This window comes from Streptomyces sp. NPDC030814 (assembly GCF_055572155.1).
This window is the reverse complement of record NZ_JBVIDX010000015.1, coordinates 138,001-157,135: the sequence shown is the minus strand read 5'-3', so window position 1 is coordinate 157,135 and position 19,135 is coordinate 138,001. Positions and strand designations below refer to the sequence as shown.

Below are 19,135 nucleotides of genomic sequence, written 5' to 3'. Positions count from 1 at the left end.
CGTGTGGATCCGCCGGGACGACCGACACGGGTCCACCGGACGGAACCGCTCCGCACCGGGCGACGTGACCAGGACTGCAACGGTTGTCCACAACCCTGGACCGCTTGTCGTGGTCGACCTATACGCTCGGAACGACATCGCAGTCCACTACCACAGGCCTTCAGGAGCAGTCATGCACGGCCACGGCTACGCGCCGCAACAGCCCCCCGGCCCCTCGCAGGGGGCGCCGGTCACGCTGCGTGTGATCTTCGTGGTGGTCACCGTCATGAGCTGCGGCCTCCTCGGCTGGGCCAGCCTGCTGCGACTGGCCTCCGTCACCCGCAAACCGCTCGACTGGTTCCTGTTCGCCCTGGCGGTCGTGCACATCGTGACGGCGCTGTACATCCTGGGCTCCGACCCGGGCGAGGAGGAGTTCACCACCTGGCGCGGCGACGTCGGCATGGCGATGCTGCTCATCGGCCTCGTGGTCACCGTCGCGTACTACCTGTACGCGGACATACGCCACTTCAGCCGGTCCCGCACGGCCCCGCCCTCGGCGTTCGCCCAGACCGCGGTCTACTCCCAGCAGACGGGCTACAGCTACCCGCCGGTCCAGGTCCCGCAGCCCTACACCCCGGCCCCGCAGCCGCCCGTCCAGTCGCAGGGGACGCCGATCCCGGGGCCCCCCGTCCAGCCGCAGCCCGCGCCGGATCCGCAGCGCCCCGGCCCGGCCCGCATAGACCAGGTGCGCGCCGAGCTCGACGAGCTCAGTGACTATCTCCGCAGAAACGAAGGAGACCGGTGACCCAGGGGACCGGACGCCTGATCACCGGCCGCTACGAACTGTCCACGCTCATCGGACAGGGCGGCATGGGTCAGGTGTGGACGGCGTACGACCAGCGCCTCGACCGGCGGGTGGCGGTCAAGCTGCTGCGCCCGGACAAGGTCGCCGGCCAGGAGGCCGACGAGCTGCGCCGCCGCTTCGTGCGCGAGTGCCGGGTCACGGCCCAGGTCGACCACCCCGGCCTGGTCACCGTGCACGACGCGGGCAGCGAGGGCGAGGAGCTGTTCCTCGTCATGCAGTACGTCGACGGGGCGGACCTCTCCGACCACCTCGCCGAGCACGACCCCTACCCGTGGCAGTGGACGGTCGCCGTCGCCGCCCAGCTGTGCGCGGTGCTGTCCGCCGTGCACGCGGTGCCGATCATCCACCGCGACCTCAAGCCGCGGAACGTGATGGTCAAGCAGGACGGCACGGTCACCGTCCTCGACCTCGGCGTCGCCTCCGTGATGGACACCGACACCACCCGCCTCACCCACACCGGCTCGCCCATCGGCAGCCCCGCCTACATGGCTCCCGAGCAGGCCATGGGCGGCGCGGTCGGCCCGTACACCGACCTGTACGCCCTCGGCGTGCTGATGCACGAACTGCTCAGCGGGAACGTGCCGTTCACGGGCTCGACGGCCCTCGGCGTCCTCCACCGTCACCTGTACGAGCCGCCGGTCCCCGTCCGCAGGCTCCGCCCCGAGGTCCCCGAGACCCTGGAGACACTGGTGCTGCGGCTGCTCTCCAAGGACCCGCAGCACCGCCCGTCCTCCGCGCAGGAGACATACGAGCAGCTCCTGCCGCTGCTTCCGGCGCGCGGGATGCCCACGGGCTCCCCGCTCGACCCCACCCGTCCCTTCCTGCGTCCGCACGCCCCCTGGCCGGACCGCGCCCGCATCCCCGCGCCGCAGCCCTCCGCCGCTCCCGCGGAGGCCCCTCCGGTCGACAAGCCCGATGTGGCGGGCGCCGTCGACGAGGTCAAGCGGCTGCTCGGCGAGGGCCGTATCACCCAGGCCGTCGACATCCTCGGCGCGATCCTCCCGGCCGCCGCCGCCCAGCACGGCGAGCACTCACCGGTCGTCCGCACCCTGCGCAAGCAGTACGCGGCCACCCTCATGGACGACGGTCAATACCGCCGCGCCCTGCCCGAGCTGCGCCGCCTCGCCGACGAGCGCGCCGCCGAGGCGGGCCAGGCCGACCCGCAGTCCCTGCGCTTCCGCTACGACTCCGCCCAGTGCCTCGAACAGCTCGGCGAACCGGCGGCGGCCCTCGCCGAGTACCGCTCGCTGCTGCCGTACTTCGAGAACCGGTACGTGGGCGGCGACCCCGAGCTGGCCCTCGACGTCCGCCGCCGCATAGGCCACCTGCTCCTCGCCCTCGGCGACCGGGGCGCCGCCCACGAGACCCTCGGCCGCCTCCTGCTGGACGTGGAGCGGCTGCGGGGCCCCGGCCATCCGCTGGCGGGGGAGGTCCGGCGGACCTTGCAGTGGCTGGGACAGGTGCGCGGCTGACACCAACGCCGGGCGCATGTCTTGCGCCGCCTCGGCCGAAGGTTGCCGCACCGCGGAGACGGTGTTTCCCGAACTCGGGGCCGGCGCCGCTTGGCTGTACACACACGACGGAGCGATCAAGGGGTGGGGCCATCCATGTCCGATGACACGAGCAGCCGCAGACGGTCGGGCAAGCCGGGCCACCGGCAGTCCAGGAAGCGCAGGTACATCGCCTGGACCGCGGCCGGAGCCGCCGTGCTCGCCGGGGCCGGCGTCGCCGCGCAGAACTCCCTCGCCACGACCACCGCCTGGCCGGCCGCCAAGGTCTACACGGGCCGCGCCTTCGACACCTGCACGGCACCGTCCCTGTCCGCGATGAAGGCATGGAACACCGGCTTCTACGGCGCGGCGGCCGTCTACATCGGCGGCAAGAACCGCGGCTGCGCCCAGCCCAACCTCACCGCGTCCTGGGTGAAGTCCGTCAACACCCTCGGCTTCAAGCTCGTCCCGCTCTACGTGGGCGCCCAGCCGCCCTGCCAGAGCGGCTCCAGCCCCGAGGTGATCACCGCGTCGACCGCCGCCTCCCAGGGCGCCGCCGACGGGGCCGACGCCGTCGCCAAGGCCGCCGCCCTCGGTATGAAGCCCGGCAGCGCGCTCTACCTCGACATGGAGGCGTACGACATCACGGACACGGCGTGCAACGACGCCGTCCTCACCTATGTCCGGGCCTGGCACAAGGCGCTCGGCGCCAAGCAGTACCGCTCCGGCTTCTACGGCTTCAGCAGCTCCAGCGCCAAGGCGGTCGCCACCGCCACCGACCGCACGAATCTGCCGGGCAACCTCTGGTACGCCAAGTGGGACAAGGTCAACACGACGACCAGCGACTGGCCGTACGCCTCGACGCTGTACACCGGGCACCACCGCGCCCACCAGTACATGGTCAACAGCAAGGAGAGCCGCGGCGGCTACACGATCACCGTGGACCGTGACGCGTGGGACGCACCGGTGGCGATCGTCGGATAACCGGACGCCGAGCGCCGTCCCGACGCGGGGCGCGGCCCGGTGGGGGCGACCTTGCGGGCCGTCCGGGGCGCCCTCGCGGTGCGACGGTGCCGGAAGTCGGTGTGAATCGTTGGTCGAATGGCTGGCCGAGAGCAGGGCCACTGCCTACCATCGATCACCGCAAGACCTTGTGCACCGTCGCACAATCTCCTCGGGAGGCCAACTTGCACCGCCGCCGTCGCACCGCGCTCGTCCTCTCCGCCGCGATCGCCGCCGCGGCTCCCCTGCTGACCGCCTGCGGGAGCGACGCGCATCCCGGCGCGGCGGCCGTCGTGGGCGGCGAGCGGATCACGGTCGCGCAACTGGAGAACCGGGTGAACGACGTGCGCACCGCCCAGCGCGCCGCCACCGGGGACGACGCCCAGTACCAGCGCCTGGTCGCCCAGACCGGCACCCTCACCCGCAACACGCTGAACGGCATGGTCCTGGAGAAGGTCCTCGACCAGGCGCTCGAAGACGCCGGTGTGACCGTCACCCGCAAGGAAGTCCAGAAGTACCGTTCCGACCTCGAGCACGAGGCGGGCGGTTCCCGGGCGCTGGAGACGGCCTGGCTCCAGCAGTACAACGTCGCCCCCGAGCACCTGGAGGAGAGCCTGCGCAGCGACGTCGAGGTCCAGAAGCTCGCCGCGGCGCTCGGCGCCGACATGAACAGCCCCGAGGGCGGCACCGTCTTCTGGAAGGCCATGGCCAACGCGTCGGACGAACTCGACGTCGACCTCAACCCCCGCTACGGATCATGGGGCGTCGCCCAGGACGGCCGGCTCGGGATGGCGGACGCCAAGACGCCGTGGGTGCGGGAGGTCACGAAGAAGGCCACGCAGCAGCCGGCGTAACCGGTCGGCGAAAGCCGCGTCGGCCGTCGGCCGCCGGAGCCTGTGGACAACTTCGGGGGCCGTCGGTGGCGTGGGTTACGTTCGTGGGGTGAACGCACACCGCCCCGACGACGCCCCCGACACCGAGGCCCCCGCCTCCGGCCCCGGCAGGGTCGTCCTGCTCACCACCAGCCACCGCGTCGCACCCGGTCTGCTCTCCTGGCCCGCCTGGCAGGCCCTGCACGACGCCGACCGCGTCCTGTGCGCGGACGAGGCCCACCCGCAGCTGCCCTATCTGCGCGAGGCCGGCATCACGGTCGAGCAGGCCGCCCCCACGGCCGAGGACCTGGTCGACGCCTGCGCCGGCGACCGCACCGTGGTCGTCGTGGCGACCGCCGAGGGCGAACCCCGACTCACCGACGGCCTGGCCCGCCTCGCCGGCTCCGGCCGCCTGCGGATGCCGTCACTGGAGCTCCTCCCCGCCTCCTACGACCTCCCCGGCGCCCGTCTCCTCGATCTGATCCAGGTCATGGACCGCATCCGCGCCGAATGCCCCTGGTCCTCCCGGCAGACCCACAAGGGCCTCGCCAAGTACGGCATCGAGGAGGCCTACGAACTGGTGGAGGCGATCGAGGAGGGCGACCGGGACGAACTCCGCGAGGAACTGGGCGACGTCCTCCTCCAGGTCGTCTTCCACTCCCGTATCGCCGAGGAGGACCCCGAGGCGCCCTTCTCCATCGACGACGTCGCCGCCACCATCGTCACCAAGCTCATCCACCGCCACCCCCATGTCTTCGGCGACGCGACCGCCACCACCCCGGAGGAGGTCAAGCAGCACTGGCTCCGCACCAAGGCCGTCGAGAAGCAGCGCGAGTCGGTCACCGACGGCATACCCCTCGGCCAGCCCGGCCTTGCCCTCGCCTCGAAGCTGGCGTCCCGGGTTCGCACGGCCGGGCTGGACGTCCCGCTCCCGGCGGGCGACGGCATCGGGTACGAGCTGCTGGCGATGGCCGTACGGGCCGAGGCCGCCGGCGTCGATCCGGAGGCGGCGCTCCGGGCGGCTGCCCGCTCGTATCGTGACGCCGTGCGGGCGGCTGAAGGACTGAACGCTTAGTACCGTTGCCCTCACGGGTGGTTGCGACGCGTGGGGGCTCGAGTGGGTCGGGAGTCGGACGACGAGACCGGGGGCAGGCGCTCCGTCGAGGCCGGCGGCAGCAGCTCCATCGCCGCCGGGGGCGACCTCGGGAACGCCTTCACCGGCAATGTCAGCAACGGGATCGTGATTCAGGCCGGCCGCATCGGCCACGTCTCGCACGGGTCCTCGGCCGACGAACGCCTGGCCGGCCCCCGTGCCGGAGCCCCCGGGGACCGAGCCACCGCCGTCGAGCACGACCGCCACGTCGTGCTCGACCCGGCCGGGTGGCGGCCGGTCGGCGAGGTGGAGCCCCTTGAGTTCGGCGTCGGCCCGACCCGGCACATACCGGGGCAGCCCGACGTGCCGCCGTACGTGCCCCGCGACTGCGACGAGGACCTGCGCGCCAAGCTCGCGCACAGCGGGCTGGTGCTGGTCCTCGGCGAGCGGTACGCGGGCAAGTCGTACACCGCGTGGCACGGGGTGCGGTCGCTGGAGGGGTACCGGCTGTACGCGCCGGACCCGGGGGAGGATCTGCGGGCTGTGCTCGCCGCGCTGAGGGGCGAGCCCGGCGAGTACGTCATCTGGCTGGACGAGGTGACCGACCACCTCGGCGAGGACGGGCTGGACCGGAGGCTGTTGGGGCGGCTCGCCGGCCTCGGCGCGGTCCTGCTCGGCACGATGCGCTCCGAGGAGTACTACCGGCGCCGGATGATGAGCGACCGCATCGGCCTCGCCCTGACCAAGGCCCGCACGGTCGAGGTGCCGCGGGAGTGGAGCGACGCCGAGCTGGACCGCCTCAAGGACCTCGACGACCCGCGCGCCTACCCGGCGTTCATGTGGAGCGGCAAGGAGGGCGCCGCGTCGTACTTCGCGATCGGGCACACCATGTACGACGAGTGGCGGCGGCCGGGGACGAAGGTGGAGCACCCGTGTGGACAGCTGCTGGTCCGGGCCGCCGTCGACCTGGCGCGGTGCGGAGTGCGGGGCGCCGTACCGACCGAGCTGCTCGCACAGGTGCAGGAGCAGTACGGCACGGAGGAGCGCGAGTCGTTCGAGGACGCCCTCACCTGGGCCACGACCCGCATGTTCGGGGTCTCGGGCCTGCTCGTGGCCGGTGACGAAGACGGCACCTTGCGGGCGTACGGGGCGCTGGTCGCGGAGGCGCTGCGCGCGGAGGATCTGGAGCCGGTGCCGGACGCGGTGTGGTGGCTGTTGCTGGACGCGGCGCAGGGCGGCGCACGGATCGACCGCGAGGCCGTGCTGGACGCGGCCCGTGCGGCGCTGCACCCGCGGATCGAGGCGGGCGACACGGACCTGATGGTCGCCCTCGCCGAGCGCGTGGGCGGGGACGAACGCGCGGACCTGATCCGCCGGGCCGCGGAGGCCGGGCACCGCGAGGCCGCCGAGGAGTGGGCGACGCACCTGGTGGAAGCCGGTGACGAGGCCGCCGCGATCCGGTATCTGGAGATCGCCGCCCAGGGCGGAAGCGTCGAGGCGGCGCGCGAGGCGGGGCGGTTGCACCGCGAGCGCGCGGAGCTGTTGCTGCGGAAGGCCGCCGAAGCAGGGGACGGGGCGGCGGCCCACGAGCTGGGCGAACTGCTGCTGGGCTCCGGACAGGTTGACGCGCTGCGCTGGTTCGTCAGGGCGGTCCGGGCCGGTCACGAGGAGGTGTCCACCAGCCTGGGTCGGGCCCTGTACTACCGGAGGAGCAAGGACGCGGAGTTCTGGCTCCGCCGCGGCGCCGCGCTCGGCGACGCCCACGCCGTGCATGCGCTCGCCGCGTACCTGCACAGCCTCGGCGACCACGACGAGGAGGCGGAGCGGCTCTTCCGCGAGGCCAAGGAGGCGGGCCACCCTGCCGCGTCCCGCCATCTCGCAGCCCTCCTCCTCCGCGTGGGCGACGGCCCCTCCGACGAGGTGAGGCACCTGTTCCACGAGGACGCCGCACTCGGCAGCGGCGACGCCGCCTACTGGCTCTCGCTGCACCTGCGCCGGCGCGGGGACACCGGCGAGGCCGACAAGTGGTTGCACAAGGCCGCCGACCTGGACCACTACCACGCGCTGCGCGACCTGGGCCTGCTGCCCGTACCCCCCGACGACCAGCCCGATACCGTCGAGGAGTGACCAACCAGCCCCACCCTCCGCACTCCCGGCCGCAGCCGGCGCCCGCCCCGGCGCCCGCCCTGTTCACCTGGGAGTTCGCCACCGACCCGTACCCCGCCTACGCCTGGCTCCGCGAGCACGCCCCCGTGCACCGCACCAAGCTGCCCAGCGGCGTGGAGGCCTGGCTGGTCACCCGGTACAAGGACGCCAAGCAGGCCCTCGCCGACCAGCGCCTGTCCAAGAACCCGGCGCACCACGACGAGCCCGCGCACGCCAAGGGCAAGACCGGTATCCCCGGTGAGCGCAAGGCCGAGTTGATGACGCACCTGCTGAACATCGACCCGCCGGACCACACCCGGCTGCGCCGCCTCGTCTCCAAGGCGTTCACGCCCCGCAGGGTCGCCGAGTTCGCACCCAGGGTCCAGGAGTTGACCGACGACCTGATCGACCGGTTCGTGGAGCGGGGAGAGGCCGATCTCATCCACGAGTTCGCCTTCCCGCTCCCCATCCACGCGATCTGCGACCTGCTCGGCGTCCCACGGGAGGACCAGGACGACTTCCGGGACTGGGCGGGGATGATGATCCGGCACGGTGGCGGGCCGCGCGGCGGCGTCGCCAGGTCGGTGAAGAAGATGCGCGGCTATCTCGCGGACCTCATCCATCGCAAGCGCGAGGCGCTCCCCGCCGAACCCACCCCCGGCGAGGACCTCATCTCCGGTCTCATCCGGGCCTCGGACCACGGTGAGCACCTCACCGAGAACGAGGCCGCCGCCATGGCCTTCATCCTTCTGTTCGCCGGGTTCGAGACCACCGTCAACCTCATCGGCAACGGCACCTACGCCCTCCTCACGCACCCCGAGCAGCGCGCCCGACTCCAGGCCTCCCTCGCCGCGGGCGGAAGGGGCCTGTTGGAGACCGGCGTCGAGGAACTCCTCCGCTACGACGGCCCCGTGGAGCTCGCCACCTGGCGGTTCGCCACGCAGCCGCTGACCATCGGCGGGCAGGACATCGCCCCCGGCGACCCCGTGCTCGTGGTACTCGCGGCGGCCGACCGTGACCCGGCCCGCTTCGCCGACCCCGACACCCTCGACCTCTCCCGCCGTGACAACCAGCACCTCGGCTACGGCCACGGCATCCACTACTGCCTGGGCGCGCCCCTGGCCCGGCTGGAGGGGCAGACTGCGCTGGCCACACTCCTCACCCGTCTGCCCGATCTGCGGCTCGCGGCCGATCCGTCCGACCTGCGCTGGCGCGGCGGGCTCATCATGCGTGGATTGCGCACGCTTCCGGTCGAATTCACACCGCGTCAGGGCGGTTGAACGGCGCGTACGGTACCCGGAACAGCGGCAGAACATGACACACCCTCAAGTTCGTGATCTTCACGTGATCTCCGCTGCATTAACTTGTGACAACTGATCGTCTGCGGCTACGTTCACACGGCAGTGCGAAGGTTGGTCACATCCTTCGCGCAGCTCACTGCTGTCGCGTGAAAGGCAATCGCATGCTCTCCGGGAACGGTCGTCACCGTCGCCCCCGTCAGGCTCCGGCACTCCTCGTGGCGGCCGGAGTGACCGGCTCCGCGATCGCGATCCCGCTCCTCGGCGCCACCGGCGCGAGCGCGGCCAGCGGAACCACCTGGGACCAGGTGGCGGAGTGCGAGAGCGGCGGTTCCTGGAGCGCGGACACCGGGAACGGGCGCTACGGCGGCCTCCAGATCTCCCAGTCCAACTGGGAGAAGTACGGCGGCCTCAGTTACGCGACCAGCCCCGACCAGGCCAGCCGTTCGCAGCAAATCGCGGTCGCCGAGAGGATCCTCGCCGACCAGGGTGTCGGCGTCTGGTCCACCTGCGGACTCCTCCACAACCTCGACGGCGACTCCACCTCGGCCGACGTGGACACCGGCGTCGCGGAAGATTCGTCCGGTTCAGGCGATTCGTCCGATTCATCCGGCTCATCCCGTAACTCCACCAAGTCCGACGACTCATCGGATTCCTCCGACCCATCCGGTTCGCCCGGTTCGGTCGACTCGTCCTCGGATACCGCCGAGGGTTCCGCCAAGGCCGACGCGGGCGCAGGGGACTCCGTCGACATCTCGGACTCCGACCGCAGTGGCGGGTCGCGGGAATCCGGCAGCTCCTCCACGGCCGACGCCCGCCGCGGTGACTCGGGCAACTCCACGCGGACCGATACCCCTTCCACCAGCGATGACGCGGATGCCGGCACCGGTCGTCACCGTGGCGCGAGCGCGGAGGAGGGTGTCGACACCGACGCGGCCGGCTCGCGCGGCGACACCTCCTCGGGCCGGCACGCCTCCCGTGGCGGCGACGCCTCCCGCGAGGCCGTCGACGGCTCGTACACCGTCCGCCCCGGGGACAGCCTGACGGCCATCGCCGACTCCCTTGAGGTGAGCGGCGGGTGGCGGGAGCTGTACGCCGAGAACGAGCGCACGGTCGGAACCGACCCGGACCTCATCCTTCCCGGTCAGACCCTGGAAGTCAGTGCCGAAACGGGCGAAAAGTAGCGGCAGTTCCGGTCATGGTTCGCCCGTTAATGCCCGTTTTGATCTCGGTGGGAGATGAATCACAGACCCCCTGATCGTCTTTGAAATTCGGCGAATCACGTGTTTACGGTCGTGACCGCTCGCCACAGCGGGCCCTTGCGGTCGTCACGCCGAATCCTGCCGACGGCCGCTCGGAACAGTCGTCGCGTCAAGCGCCGTAGGCAGGAGCGGGGGACCCAAGGTTTGCGCCGGGTCCGGCGGTTGAGGCCCTTCGGGGTCAGACCGCCGGCACCGGCTCGGGGTGAAGCCGCATACGTGAGCCGGGAGGCGAGCGGATGCGGCCGGGCAACTCAACCGGCCCGAACCCGACAGCTCACCTCGTAGGCGTCGGTGAGGGGATCACTCCATGCTGTCTTCCAGCAAGGGCAAGCACCGCCGTCCGTCCAAGACCGCCCGCGCCATCGCCGTCGCCGGTGTCACCGGCGCCGCCGCGATCGCCGTCCCGCTGATGGCGGCCGGCAGCGCCTCCGCCGCCACCGCATCCGAGTGGGACGCCGTCGCCCAGTGCGAGTCCGGTGGCAACTGGTCCATCAACACCGGCAACGGCTACTACGGCGGGCTGCAGTTCTCGGCCTCCACCTGGGCCGGGTACGGCGGCACGCAGTACGCCTCCACCGCCGACCAGGCCACCAAGGCGCAGCAGATCGCCGTCGCCGAGAAGGTTCTCGCGAGCCAGGGCAAGGGTGCCTGGCCGGTCTGCGGCAAGGGCCTGTCCAGCGCCTCGTACGACGGCGCCGCCGCCTCCTCGGGCAACTCCGGCTCGGAGTCCTCCTCCTCTTCCTCGCAGGAGAGCACCCAGGACACCCGCGCCTCGCGTTCCTCCGGGCGCGCCACCGTCGAGACCCCGACCGGCAAGAAGGTCAAGAAGGGCGACGGAGAGTACAAGGTCGTCAGCGGTGACACCCTCAGCAGCATCGCCGCGAAGAAGAACGTCAAGGGTGGCTGGGAGAAGCTCTTCGAGCTGAACAAGGACATCATCGACGACGCCGACTTCATCTACCCCGGCCAGCAGCTCCACCTGAGCTGACGGCCGGTCCCGACGGTCGCCGCGGCCGGGCCCATGGGTCCGCCGCGGCCGGGCCGGGACACCGGTTCGGCCGGGCCGAAAAAATGGCCGCTCCCCGGCTGAACCGTGGCCCGCTCACGGCCGTGTCCTCCTTTGTGAGGACCTCGTGAGGGCCGTCCCCCGTCCCCACGGGCCCCCCGCCCCGGTGCGCATTCCCCCGTACGCACCGGGGCGGGGTTTTTCGTGCCCCGGACCGCCGTCGCTCCCCCTTCTGTTCACTTTCCCGCCCACCCCCCTTTGTTCCGAGCCGAAACAATGGGTACGGTCTGTCTGTCCACGGGACGGTCGGTCGGCTGCCGACGGCCCCGGGGCGGTTAGGCTCTAGTCGCATGGCCCTCGCGGCCCCGCACCAATGCGTCACATCCCAAGAAGGAGATGCTCGTGCCGTCCATCGACGTCGTCGTAGCCCGGGAAATCCTGGACTCCCGAGGCAACCCCACGGTCGAGGTCGAGGTCGGCCTCGACGACGGCAGCACCGGTCGTGCCGCCGTCCCGTCCGGCGCCTCCACGGGCGCCTTCGAGGCCATCGAGCTCCGTGACGGCGACCCCAACCGCTACCTCGGCAAGGGCGTCGAGAAGGCCGTCCTCGCCGTGATCGAGCAGATCGGCCCGGAGCTGGTCGGCTACGACGCCACCGAGCAGCGCCTGATCGACCAGGCCATGTTCGACCTGGACGCCACCGACAACAAGGGCTCCCTCGGCGCCAACGCCATCCTCGGTGTCTCCCTCGCCGTCGCCCACGCCGCCTCCGAGGCCAGCGACCTCCCGCTCTTCCGCTACCTGGGCGGCCCGAACGCGCACCTGCTGCCCGTTCCGATGATGAACATCCTGAACGGCGGCTCGCACGCCGACACCAACGTGGACATCCAGGAGTTCATGATCGCCCCGATCGGCGCGGAGTCCTTCTCCGAGGCCCTGCGCTGGGGCGCCGAGGTCTACCACACCCTCAAGAAGGTGCTGAAGCGCAAGGGCCTGAACACCGGCCTCGGCGACGAGGGCGGCTTCGCCCCGAACCTGGACTCCAACCGCGCCGCCCTCGACCTCATCCTCGAGGCCGTCAACGAGGCCGGCTACACCCCCGGCGAGCAGATCGCCCTGGCGCTCGACGTCGCCGCCTCCGAGTTCTACAAGGACGGCGTGTACGTCTTCGAGGGCAAGGAGCGCTCCGCCGCCGAAATGACGGACTACTACGCGGAGCTCGTCGACGCGTACCCGCTCGTCTCCATCGAGGACCCGCTGTTCGAGGACGACTGGGACGGCTGGAAGACCATCACCGAGCGCCTCGGCGACAAGGTGCAGCTCGTCGGCGACGACCTGTTCGTCACCAACCCCGAGCGCCTCGCCCGCGGCATCGAGGAGGGCGCGGCGAACGCGCTGCTCGTCAAGGTCAACCAGATCGGCTCGCTCACCGAGACCCTGGACGCCGTCGAGCTGGCCCAGCGCAACGGCTTCAAGTGCATGATGTCCCACCGCTCCGGCGAGACCGAGGACGTCACCATCGCCGACCTCGCCGTCGCCGTGAACTGCGGCCAGATCAAGACCGGCGCCCCGGCCCGCTCGGACCGCGTCGCCAAGTACAACCAGCTCCTGCGCATCGAGGAGATCCTCGACGACGCCGCGGTGTACGCCGGCCGCAGCGCCTTCCCGCGCTTCAAGGGCTGACCGGTCCTTCCCCACGTCCGCTCCGCGGACCACGGGCACAGCAAGGGCTGACCGGTCCTTCCCCACGTCCGCTCCGCGGACCACGGGCACAGCAAGGGCTGACACCAGCAGGGCGGCGGCAGCAGGCGTCGCACGTACGTCCCCGTACCCGGTCCCGTACCGTGTGCGGGGACGTACGCACGTAGGGCCCGCAGGAAGGGGAAGGGGGACATGCCCGTGAAGGACCGGGACCGTTTCTCCACCGCGACCAGGCTGAAGCTGCTCGGTGAGCAGACGGCGGCCCGGGTCTACCGCTCCCAGACCCGGCGCCAGGCCCGTCGCTCCCGGCTCACCGGCCGGGCCGCGCTGCTCGCCCTCGTCCTCTGCTCGATGATCGTGGCCCTCGCCTACCCCATAAGGCAGTACGTCTCCCAGCGCGCCGAGATCGCCGACATGCGGCGGCAGCGCCAGGAGGCGCGCGAGCGCGTCGAGGAACTGCGTGACCTCAAGGCGCGCTGGCAGGACGACGCGTACGCCGAGCAGCGCATCCGGGAGCGGCTGCACTACGTCATGCCGGGCGAGACCGGCTACATCATGATCCACCCGGACGCGGCGAAGCAGTCCCGTACGACGCAGGGGGCGGCCCGCGTCCCCTGGTACACCAACGTCTGGGACGGGGTCGACAAGGCCGACGCCGCCGACCAGTAACCGACCAGAGCTCCAGAGGACTTACGTACAGGTATGGACACGCCCCCGCCCTCCACCGCGCGCACCGAGCCCACCGACGCGGACGTCGAGGCCTTCCAGCAGCAGCTCGGACGCCCGCCGCGCGGACTGCGCGCGATCGCCCACCGCTGCCCGTGCGGGCAGCCGGACGTCGTCGAGACGGCGCCACGCCTGCCGGACGGGACGCCGTTCCCGACGACGTACTACCTGACGTGTCCGCGGGCCGCCTCGGCGATCGGCACACTGGAGGCGAACGGCGTGATGAAGGAGATGACCGAGCGGCTGGCCCGGGACGAGGACCTGGCCGCCGCGTACCGCGCCGCGCACGAGGACTACATCCGGCGGCGCGACGAGATCGAGGAGCTGAAGGGCTTCCCGAGCGCGGGCGGTATGCCGGACCGGGTGAAGTGCCTGCACGTCCTCGTGGCGCACTCGCTGGCCGCCGGCCCCGGTGTGAACCCGCTGGGCGACGAGGCGATCGCGATGCTGCCGGAGTGGTGGGCGAAGGGACCGTGCGTGGTTCCCGCTGAGGAGGCAGCCAAGTGACCCGTGTCGCCGCCATCGACTGCGGTACCAACTCCATCCGCCTGCTTGTGGCCGACGCCGATCCCGAGACGGGTGAACTCGTCGACCTGGAGCGCCGGATGACGATCGTCCGGCTCGGGCAGGGCGTCGACCGTACGGGCCGGCTGGCGCCCGAGGCGCTGCAGCGGACGTTCGCCGCGTGCCGGGAGTACGCGGCGGTCATCAAGGAACTCGGCGCCGAGCGGCTGCGGTTCGTCGCGACGTCCGCCTCGCGGGACGCGGAGAACCGGGACGAGTTCGTCCGGGGCGTCATGGACATCCTCGGTGTCGAGCCCGAGGTGATCTCCGGTGACCAGGAGGCCGAGTTCTCCTTCACCGGCGCCACCAAGGAGCTGCTGGGCCGGGACGATCTGGCCAAGCCGTTCCTGGTGGTGGACATCGGCGGCGGTTCCACGGAGTTCGTCGTCGGGGACGGCCATGTGCGTGCCGCGCGCTCCGTGGACATCGGCTGCGTACGCATGACGGAGCGGCACCTCGTCCGGGACGGCGCCGTCATCGATCCCCCCGGCCCCGAGGAGATCGCGGCCGTTCGCGCCGACATCGAGGCCGCGCTGGATCTCGCGGAGCGGACCGTGCCGCTGCGGGAGGCGCACACCCTCGTGGGTCTCGCCGGGTCGGTCACGACGCTGTCCGCGATCGCCCAGGACCTCCCCGAGTACGACTCCGTGGCCATCCACCACTCCCGGATCCCCTACGACCGGGTCCGCGAGATCACCGAGGGACTGCTGCGCTCCACCCACGCCGAGCGGGCCGCGATCCCCTCGATGCACCCCGGCCGGGTGGACGTGATCGCCGCCGGTGCCCTCGTGCTGCTCGCGATCATGGAACGGATCGGGGCCGCGGAGGTCGTGGTGAGCGAACACGACATCCTGGACGGCATCGCCTGGTCCTTGGCCTGACCGCCTACAGGCTGCGGTACACGTCCCGCCGGTCGCCCGCCTTGACGGCGAGGATGACGAGTTCACCATCGTTGATCTGGTAGGCGACACGGTAGCTTCCGACCCTGAGTCGGTAGAGCCCGGACGGGCCGGTGAGCTTCTTGACGTCGGCGTCCTCGCGGTACGGGTCGTCACCGAGCGCGGTCAGCGCGGTCAGGATGCGCATGGCGTCGGGCCGGCTGATGGCCCGCAGCTGCCGCTGCGCCGCCGTGGTGTACCGGAAGGCGTTCTTCAAGCCGCATCGCCGTTCTGCTCGGTGAACAGGTCTGCCAGCAGTTCTGCCATCGTCACGGTGGGGCCGCCCTCGGCCAGGACCGCTTCGGCTTCGCGCGCCAGCATGACGTCGGCCGCTTCCTCCAGGGCTTCGAAATCCGCGATCGGGACCACGGCCGCCACCGGAGCACCGTTGCGCGTGATGACGGTCGGAACGCCTTGCTCGGCCCGGTTGATGTGGTCGGCGAGGTGCGCGCGGGCTTCTCGTACAGTCACGGTGTTCTCAGCCATGAGACCAGTGTACGCATCAATGTGTACACGATGCTTCTTTCGGTGCGTCGCGTTCGCGAGCGATCCTCGACGGCATCGCCTGGTCCGCCGCATAGCAGGGCGGGCGGTTCCGGGTGTCCTCCCGGTCGGCCCAGGGCGTATGTGAGCAAGTGTTTACTACTCGCCGGTAGCCTCGGTTGAGCTGTTCGGATAACGTATGAGCGCCTTCGAGGGGTGTGCTGGTATCCCTCGTTGACGCGCCGCCGGAAAACTTCGTGAAGTTCTTCACAAGAGAATCGGCCCTGTTGGGCGACGTTTTGAGGCTGCGCAGAGCCTTCGGGGGCTCCGGAGGGTCGAGAGGGCGCCTCCGAAGGGGTTGTGAAGGGCACTCGTCCGGGTGAAAACCGGGGCCCGATCGGAGTGTCGGCAAGGGGTCCGCGGGACCGGAAGGGCAGTTCACGCGGCATTGACAACGGTCGGCCCTGCGACGTGGTTCCCCTGCTGAGCGATGACCTCGATCACGAGGGCCGCGCAGTGTAGCAGAGGGCCTGAGGAAGCTTGTGAAGGGGCGCACGAGCACCCCCCGGATGGCGGGTACATACTCGATGGCATGAGCACCACGGAGCGTCCCAGGATCCTCGTAGTAGGCGGTGGGTACGTAGGCCTGTACGCAGCTCGGCGCATCCTCAAGAAGATGCGCTACGGCGAGGCGACCGTCACGGTCGTCGACCCCCGGTCGTACATGACCTACCAGCCCTTCCTCCCCGAAGCCGCCGCCGGCAGCATCTCCCCGCGGCATGTCGTCGTCCCGCTGCGACGCGTGCTTCCCAAGGCGGAGGTCCTCACCGGCCGGGTCACCACCATCGACCAGGACCGCAAGGTCGCCACCGTCGCGCCGCTGGTCGGCGAGGCGTACGAGCTGCCCTTCGACTACCTGGTGATCGCGCTCGGCGCCGTCTCCCGCACCTTCCCGATCCCCGGCCTCGCCGAGCAGGGCATCGGCATGAAGGGCATCGAGGAGGCCATCGGCCTGCGCAACCACGTGCTGGAGCAGCTCGACAAGGCCGACTCCACGACCGACGAGGACGTCCGCCGCAAGGCGCTGACCTTCGTCTTCGTGGGCGGTGGCTTCGCCGGCGCGGAGACCATCGGCGAGGTCGAGGACATGGCCCGCGACGCCGCGAAGTACTACAAGAACGTGTCCCGCGAGGACATGCGCTTCGTGCTCGTCGACGCCGCCGACAAGATCCTCCCCGAGGTCGGCCCGAAGCTCGGCACGTACGGCAAGGAGCACCTGGAAAGCCGTGGCGTCGAGGTCTACCTCAACACCTCCATGGAGTCCTGCGTCGACGGCCACGTCGTCCTGAAGAACGGCCTCGAGGTCGACTCCAACACGATCGTCTGGACCGCCGGCGTCAAGCCGAACCCGGTCCTCTCCCGCTACGGCCTCCCGCTCGGCCCCCGCGGCCACGTCGACACCGCCCCGACCCTCCAGGTCCAGGGCACCGACTACATCTGGGCCGCCGGCGACAACGCGCAGGTGCCGGACGTCGCCGCCCGCAAGGCCGGCGTCGAGAACGCCTGGTGCCCGCCGAACGCCCAGCACGCACTGCGTCAGGCCAAGGTCCTCGGCGACAACGTGGTCTCCGGCATGCGGGGCTTCCCGCAGAAGGAGTACGCGCACTCCAACAAGGGCGCGGTGGCGGGCCTCGGCCTCCACAAGGGCGTCGCGATGATCGTCATGGGCAAGATGAAGATCAAGCTCAAGGGCCGTCTCGCCTGGTACATGCACCGTGGCTACCACGGTCTGGCCATGCCCACCTGGAACCGCAAGATCCGTGTCTTCGCGGACTGGACGCTCGCCATGTTCCTCAAGCGCGAGGTCGTCTCCCTCGGTGCCATCGAGTCTCCTCGCGAGGAGTTCTACGAGGCGGCCAAGCCGGCGCCGGTCGCCGCGGCTCCGGCCAAGACCGAGGAGAAGGCCAAGGCCTCCTGACCCTCTCCGGTCACCCAGTCGTTCGACCCGAAGGACCTTCCGCCATCCGTGGTGCGGGGGGTCCTTCGGCGTTTCCGGGGGGCGCCTTGTAGCTCGGGGGCGCGGGTTCGTCGGCGGGTGCGGGTGCGTTGTGGTTTCTCGCGCAGCCCCCGCGCCCCTGAAAAGCGCCGGGGCTGCGCCCCGTGCTTTTCGATGAAGGCCGGGCCGCAGGCCCATGCCGTCAGGGGCGCGGGGCGGTGACACATGCGGCTCCGCCGCGTGGGCGCGAGCGACCCCCACTCACCCGCAGCCGAAACACACCCTCTACCGGGACTACGGCGAAGCCTCACCCGTGTTTACCGTGGCGTTGGACATTCCGGGATCTCTTGTCACGGAGGTGCGCGTCATGCAGGACGCCGCGTCGCGGCTGAAGAGCCTGTTCGAGCAGGTACTCGGGGCCCCCCTCCCGGTCCGGCTTCGGGCCTGGGACGGGTCGGAGGCGGGACCCCCTCAGGCCCCAGCGCTGGTCGTACGGAACCGCAGAGCTTTGCGCAGGCTGCTGTGGAAGCCCGGCGAGCTGGGCCTGGCCCGCGCCTGGGTCGCCGGTGACCTGGACGTCGAGGGGGATCTCTACGCCGTCCTGGACCTGATGGCCGGGCATGTGTGGGAGCGGGACGACGACTCCCGGAGCCTGACCGACGTCCTGCGCGACCCGGAGACGCGTGCGGCCGTCCGGGGGCTGCTGAAACTGGCCGGGCCCGCCGTCCTGGTGCCGCCCGAACCGCCCCGCGAGGAGGTGCGAAGAACCCGCCACCTCCACACCAGACGCAGCGACAAACGGGCCGTCAGCCACCACTACGACGTGGGCAACGACTTCTACGAGATCGTCCTCGGCCCGTCGATGGTGTACTCCTGCGCCTACTGGGAGACCTCCGACGGCTCCACCACCCTGGAGGCCGCCCAGCGCGCCAAGCTCGACCTCGTGTGCCGCAAGCTCGACCTGGCCCCGGGGCAGCGCCTCCTCGACGTCGGCTGCGGCTGGGGCTCCATGGCCGTGCACGCCGCCCGCGACCACGGCGTCCACGTCGTCGGCATCACCCTCTCCCAGGAACAGGCCGCGTACGCCCGCAAGCGGGTCGCGGACGAGGGGCTGACCGACCGGATCGAGATCCGCGTCCAGGACTACCGGGACGTCACCGACGGGCCCTACGACGCCATTTCCTCCATCGGCATGGCCGAACACGTCGGCGCCGACAGGTACCTGGCGTACGCCGAGAACCTGTACGCCCTCCTCCGGCCCGGCGGGCGGCTCCTCAACCACCAGATCTCGCGACGTCCGCGGCCCGACGAGAACGGCTACTCCCTCAACGGGTTCATCGACGCGTACGTGTTCCCCGACGGCGAACTCGCGCCCATCGGCACCACCGTGACCCAGCTCGAACGTGCCGGTTTCGAGGTCCGCGACGTGGAGTCCCTGCGCGAGCACTACGGCCTCACGCTGCGCGCCTGGGTCACCAACCTCGAAGCCCAGTGGTCCCGGGCCGCCGCCCTCGCCGGTCCGGGCCGCGCCCGCGTGTGGCGCCTGTACATGGCCGCCTCCGCCCTCGGCTTCGAACGCAACCGCATCGGCGTCAACCAGGTGCTGGCCGTGCGGACGCCGGAAGGGGGTGCGTCGGGGCTGCCGCTCAGAACCCGTACCTGGGGCGCCTGAGCTCCCACACGGCCGCGGGGCCCGCTCCGGGAAGGAGCGGGCC

Annotated in this window: 17 protein-coding genes and 1 riboswitch; of the genes, 15 read left to right on the top strand and 2 right to left on the bottom strand. The window is 71.1% G+C overall.

Annotation, left to right across the window (positions count from 1 at the left end; genetic code table 11):
* Window positions 1-172 precede the first annotated feature (172 nt).
* The 13 genes from ACZ43N_RS28255 to ACZ43N_RS28195 all read left to right on the top strand — a co-directional run bounded on the left by ACZ43N_RS28255 (window position 173) and on the right by ACZ43N_RS28195 (window position 14,884).
* Window positions 173-784: a hypothetical protein gene (locus ACZ43N_RS28255; protein ID WP_468101434.1), complete on the top strand. Its 612-nt coding sequence runs from the start codon at window positions 173-175 to the stop codon at window positions 782-784.
* A 38-nt stretch (window positions 785-822) separates the two neighbouring features.
* Entirely contained in the window at window positions 823-2,316 is a 1,494-nt protein-coding gene (locus ACZ43N_RS28250; RefSeq protein WP_468101510.1) for a protein kinase domain-containing protein, read from the top strand.
* Window positions 2,317-2,451: 135 nt separating this feature from the next.
* Entirely contained in the window at window positions 2,452-3,318 is an 867-nt protein-coding gene (locus ACZ43N_RS28245; protein ID WP_468101432.1) for a glycoside hydrolase domain-containing protein, read from the top strand.
* Window positions 3,319-3,521: 203 nt separating this feature from the next.
* Entirely contained in the window at window positions 3,522-4,190 is a 669-nt protein-coding gene (locus ACZ43N_RS28240) for a SurA N-terminal domain-containing protein (protein ID WP_468101430.1), read from the top strand.
* Between the two features lie 88 nt (window positions 4,191-4,278).
* Window positions 4,279-5,283: a nucleoside triphosphate pyrophosphohydrolase gene (locus ACZ43N_RS28235; RefSeq protein ID WP_468101429.1), complete on the top strand. Its 1,005-nt coding sequence runs from the start codon at window positions 4,279-4,281 to the stop codon at window positions 5,281-5,283.
* Window positions 5,284-5,325: 42 nt separating this feature from the next.
* On the top strand, window positions 5,326-7,428 hold the full coding sequence (locus ACZ43N_RS28230) for a hypothetical protein (protein ID WP_468101428.1): 2,103 nt from the start codon (window positions 5,326-5,328) through the stop codon (window positions 7,426-7,428).
* On the top strand, window positions 7,425-8,726 hold the full coding sequence (locus tag ACZ43N_RS28225; protein WP_468101427.1) for a cytochrome P450 family protein: 1,302 nt from the start codon (window positions 7,425-7,427) through the stop codon (window positions 8,724-8,726). Before ACZ43N_RS28230 ends, ACZ43N_RS28225 begins: the two co-directional genes overlap by 4 nt.
* 182 nt (window positions 8,727-8,908) lie before the next feature.
* A complete protein-coding gene (locus ACZ43N_RS28220) occupies window positions 8,909-9,928 on the top strand; it encodes a transglycosylase family protein (RefSeq protein ID WP_468101425.1) in 1,020 nt (339 codons plus the stop codon).
* A gap of 182 nt (window positions 9,929-10,110) precedes the next feature.
* A riboswitch (cyclic di-AMP (ydaO/yuaA leader) is annotated at window positions 10,111-10,309 on the top strand.
* A 4-nt stretch (window positions 10,310-10,313) separates the two neighbouring features.
* Complete coding sequence (locus tag ACZ43N_RS28215; RefSeq protein WP_468101423.1) at window positions 10,314-10,994, top strand: transglycosylase family protein; 681 nt, start codon at window positions 10,314-10,316, stop codon at window positions 10,992-10,994.
* A 420-nt stretch (window positions 10,995-11,414) separates the two neighbouring features.
* Window positions 11,415-12,695 (top strand): phosphopyruvate hydratase, encoded by a 1,281-nt coding sequence (gene eno / locus ACZ43N_RS28210; protein ID WP_468101421.1) that lies wholly within the window; start codon window positions 11,415-11,417, stop codon window positions 12,693-12,695.
* 210 nt (window positions 12,696-12,905) lie between these two features.
* Window positions 12,906-13,382, top strand: coding sequence for an FtsB family cell division protein (locus ACZ43N_RS28205; protein ID WP_468101419.1), 477 nt, complete (start codon window positions 12,906-12,908; stop codon window positions 13,380-13,382).
* A 33-nt stretch (window positions 13,383-13,415) separates the two neighbouring features.
* Entirely contained in the window at window positions 13,416-13,946 is a 531-nt protein-coding gene (locus tag ACZ43N_RS28200; protein WP_468101418.1) for a DUF501 domain-containing protein, read from the top strand.
* A complete protein-coding gene (locus tag ACZ43N_RS28195; protein ID WP_468101417.1) occupies window positions 13,943-14,884 on the top strand; it encodes a Ppx/GppA phosphatase family protein in 942 nt (313 codons plus the stop codon). Before ACZ43N_RS28200 ends, ACZ43N_RS28195 begins: the two co-directional genes overlap by 4 nt.
* Before the next feature lie 4 nt (window positions 14,885-14,888).
* On the opposite strand, the gene ACZ43N_RS28190 is transcribed toward ACZ43N_RS28195, so the two are convergent.
* Together ACZ43N_RS28190 and ACZ43N_RS28185 are read right to left on the bottom strand one after the other, a co-directional pair.
* On the bottom strand, window positions 14,889-15,158 hold the full coding sequence (locus ACZ43N_RS28190; protein ID WP_468101416.1) for a type II toxin-antitoxin system RelE family toxin: 270 nt from the start codon (window positions 15,156-15,158) through the stop codon (window positions 14,889-14,891).
* Window positions 15,155-15,427 carry a type II toxin-antitoxin system Phd/YefM family antitoxin gene (locus ACZ43N_RS28185; RefSeq protein ID WP_468101415.1) on the bottom strand — a complete coding sequence of 91 codons (273 nt, stop codon included), beginning with the start codon at window positions 15,425-15,427 and terminating at the stop codon, window positions 15,155-15,157. The genes ACZ43N_RS28190 and ACZ43N_RS28185 overlap by 4 nt, the downstream gene beginning before the upstream one ends.
* Before the next feature lie 589 nt (window positions 15,428-16,016).
* On the opposite strand from ACZ43N_RS28185, the gene ACZ43N_RS28180 reads away from it, so the two are divergent.
* Entirely contained in the window at window positions 16,017-17,402 is a 1,386-nt protein-coding gene (locus ACZ43N_RS28180) for an NAD(P)/FAD-dependent oxidoreductase (RefSeq protein ID WP_468101414.1), read from the top strand.
* Window positions 17,403-17,787: 385 nt separating this feature from the next.
* A complete protein-coding gene (locus tag ACZ43N_RS28175) occupies window positions 17,788-19,092 on the top strand; it encodes a class I SAM-dependent methyltransferase (protein ID WP_468101412.1) in 1,305 nt (434 codons plus the stop codon).
* The last annotated feature ends 43 nt before the right edge of the window (window positions 19,093-19,135 follow it).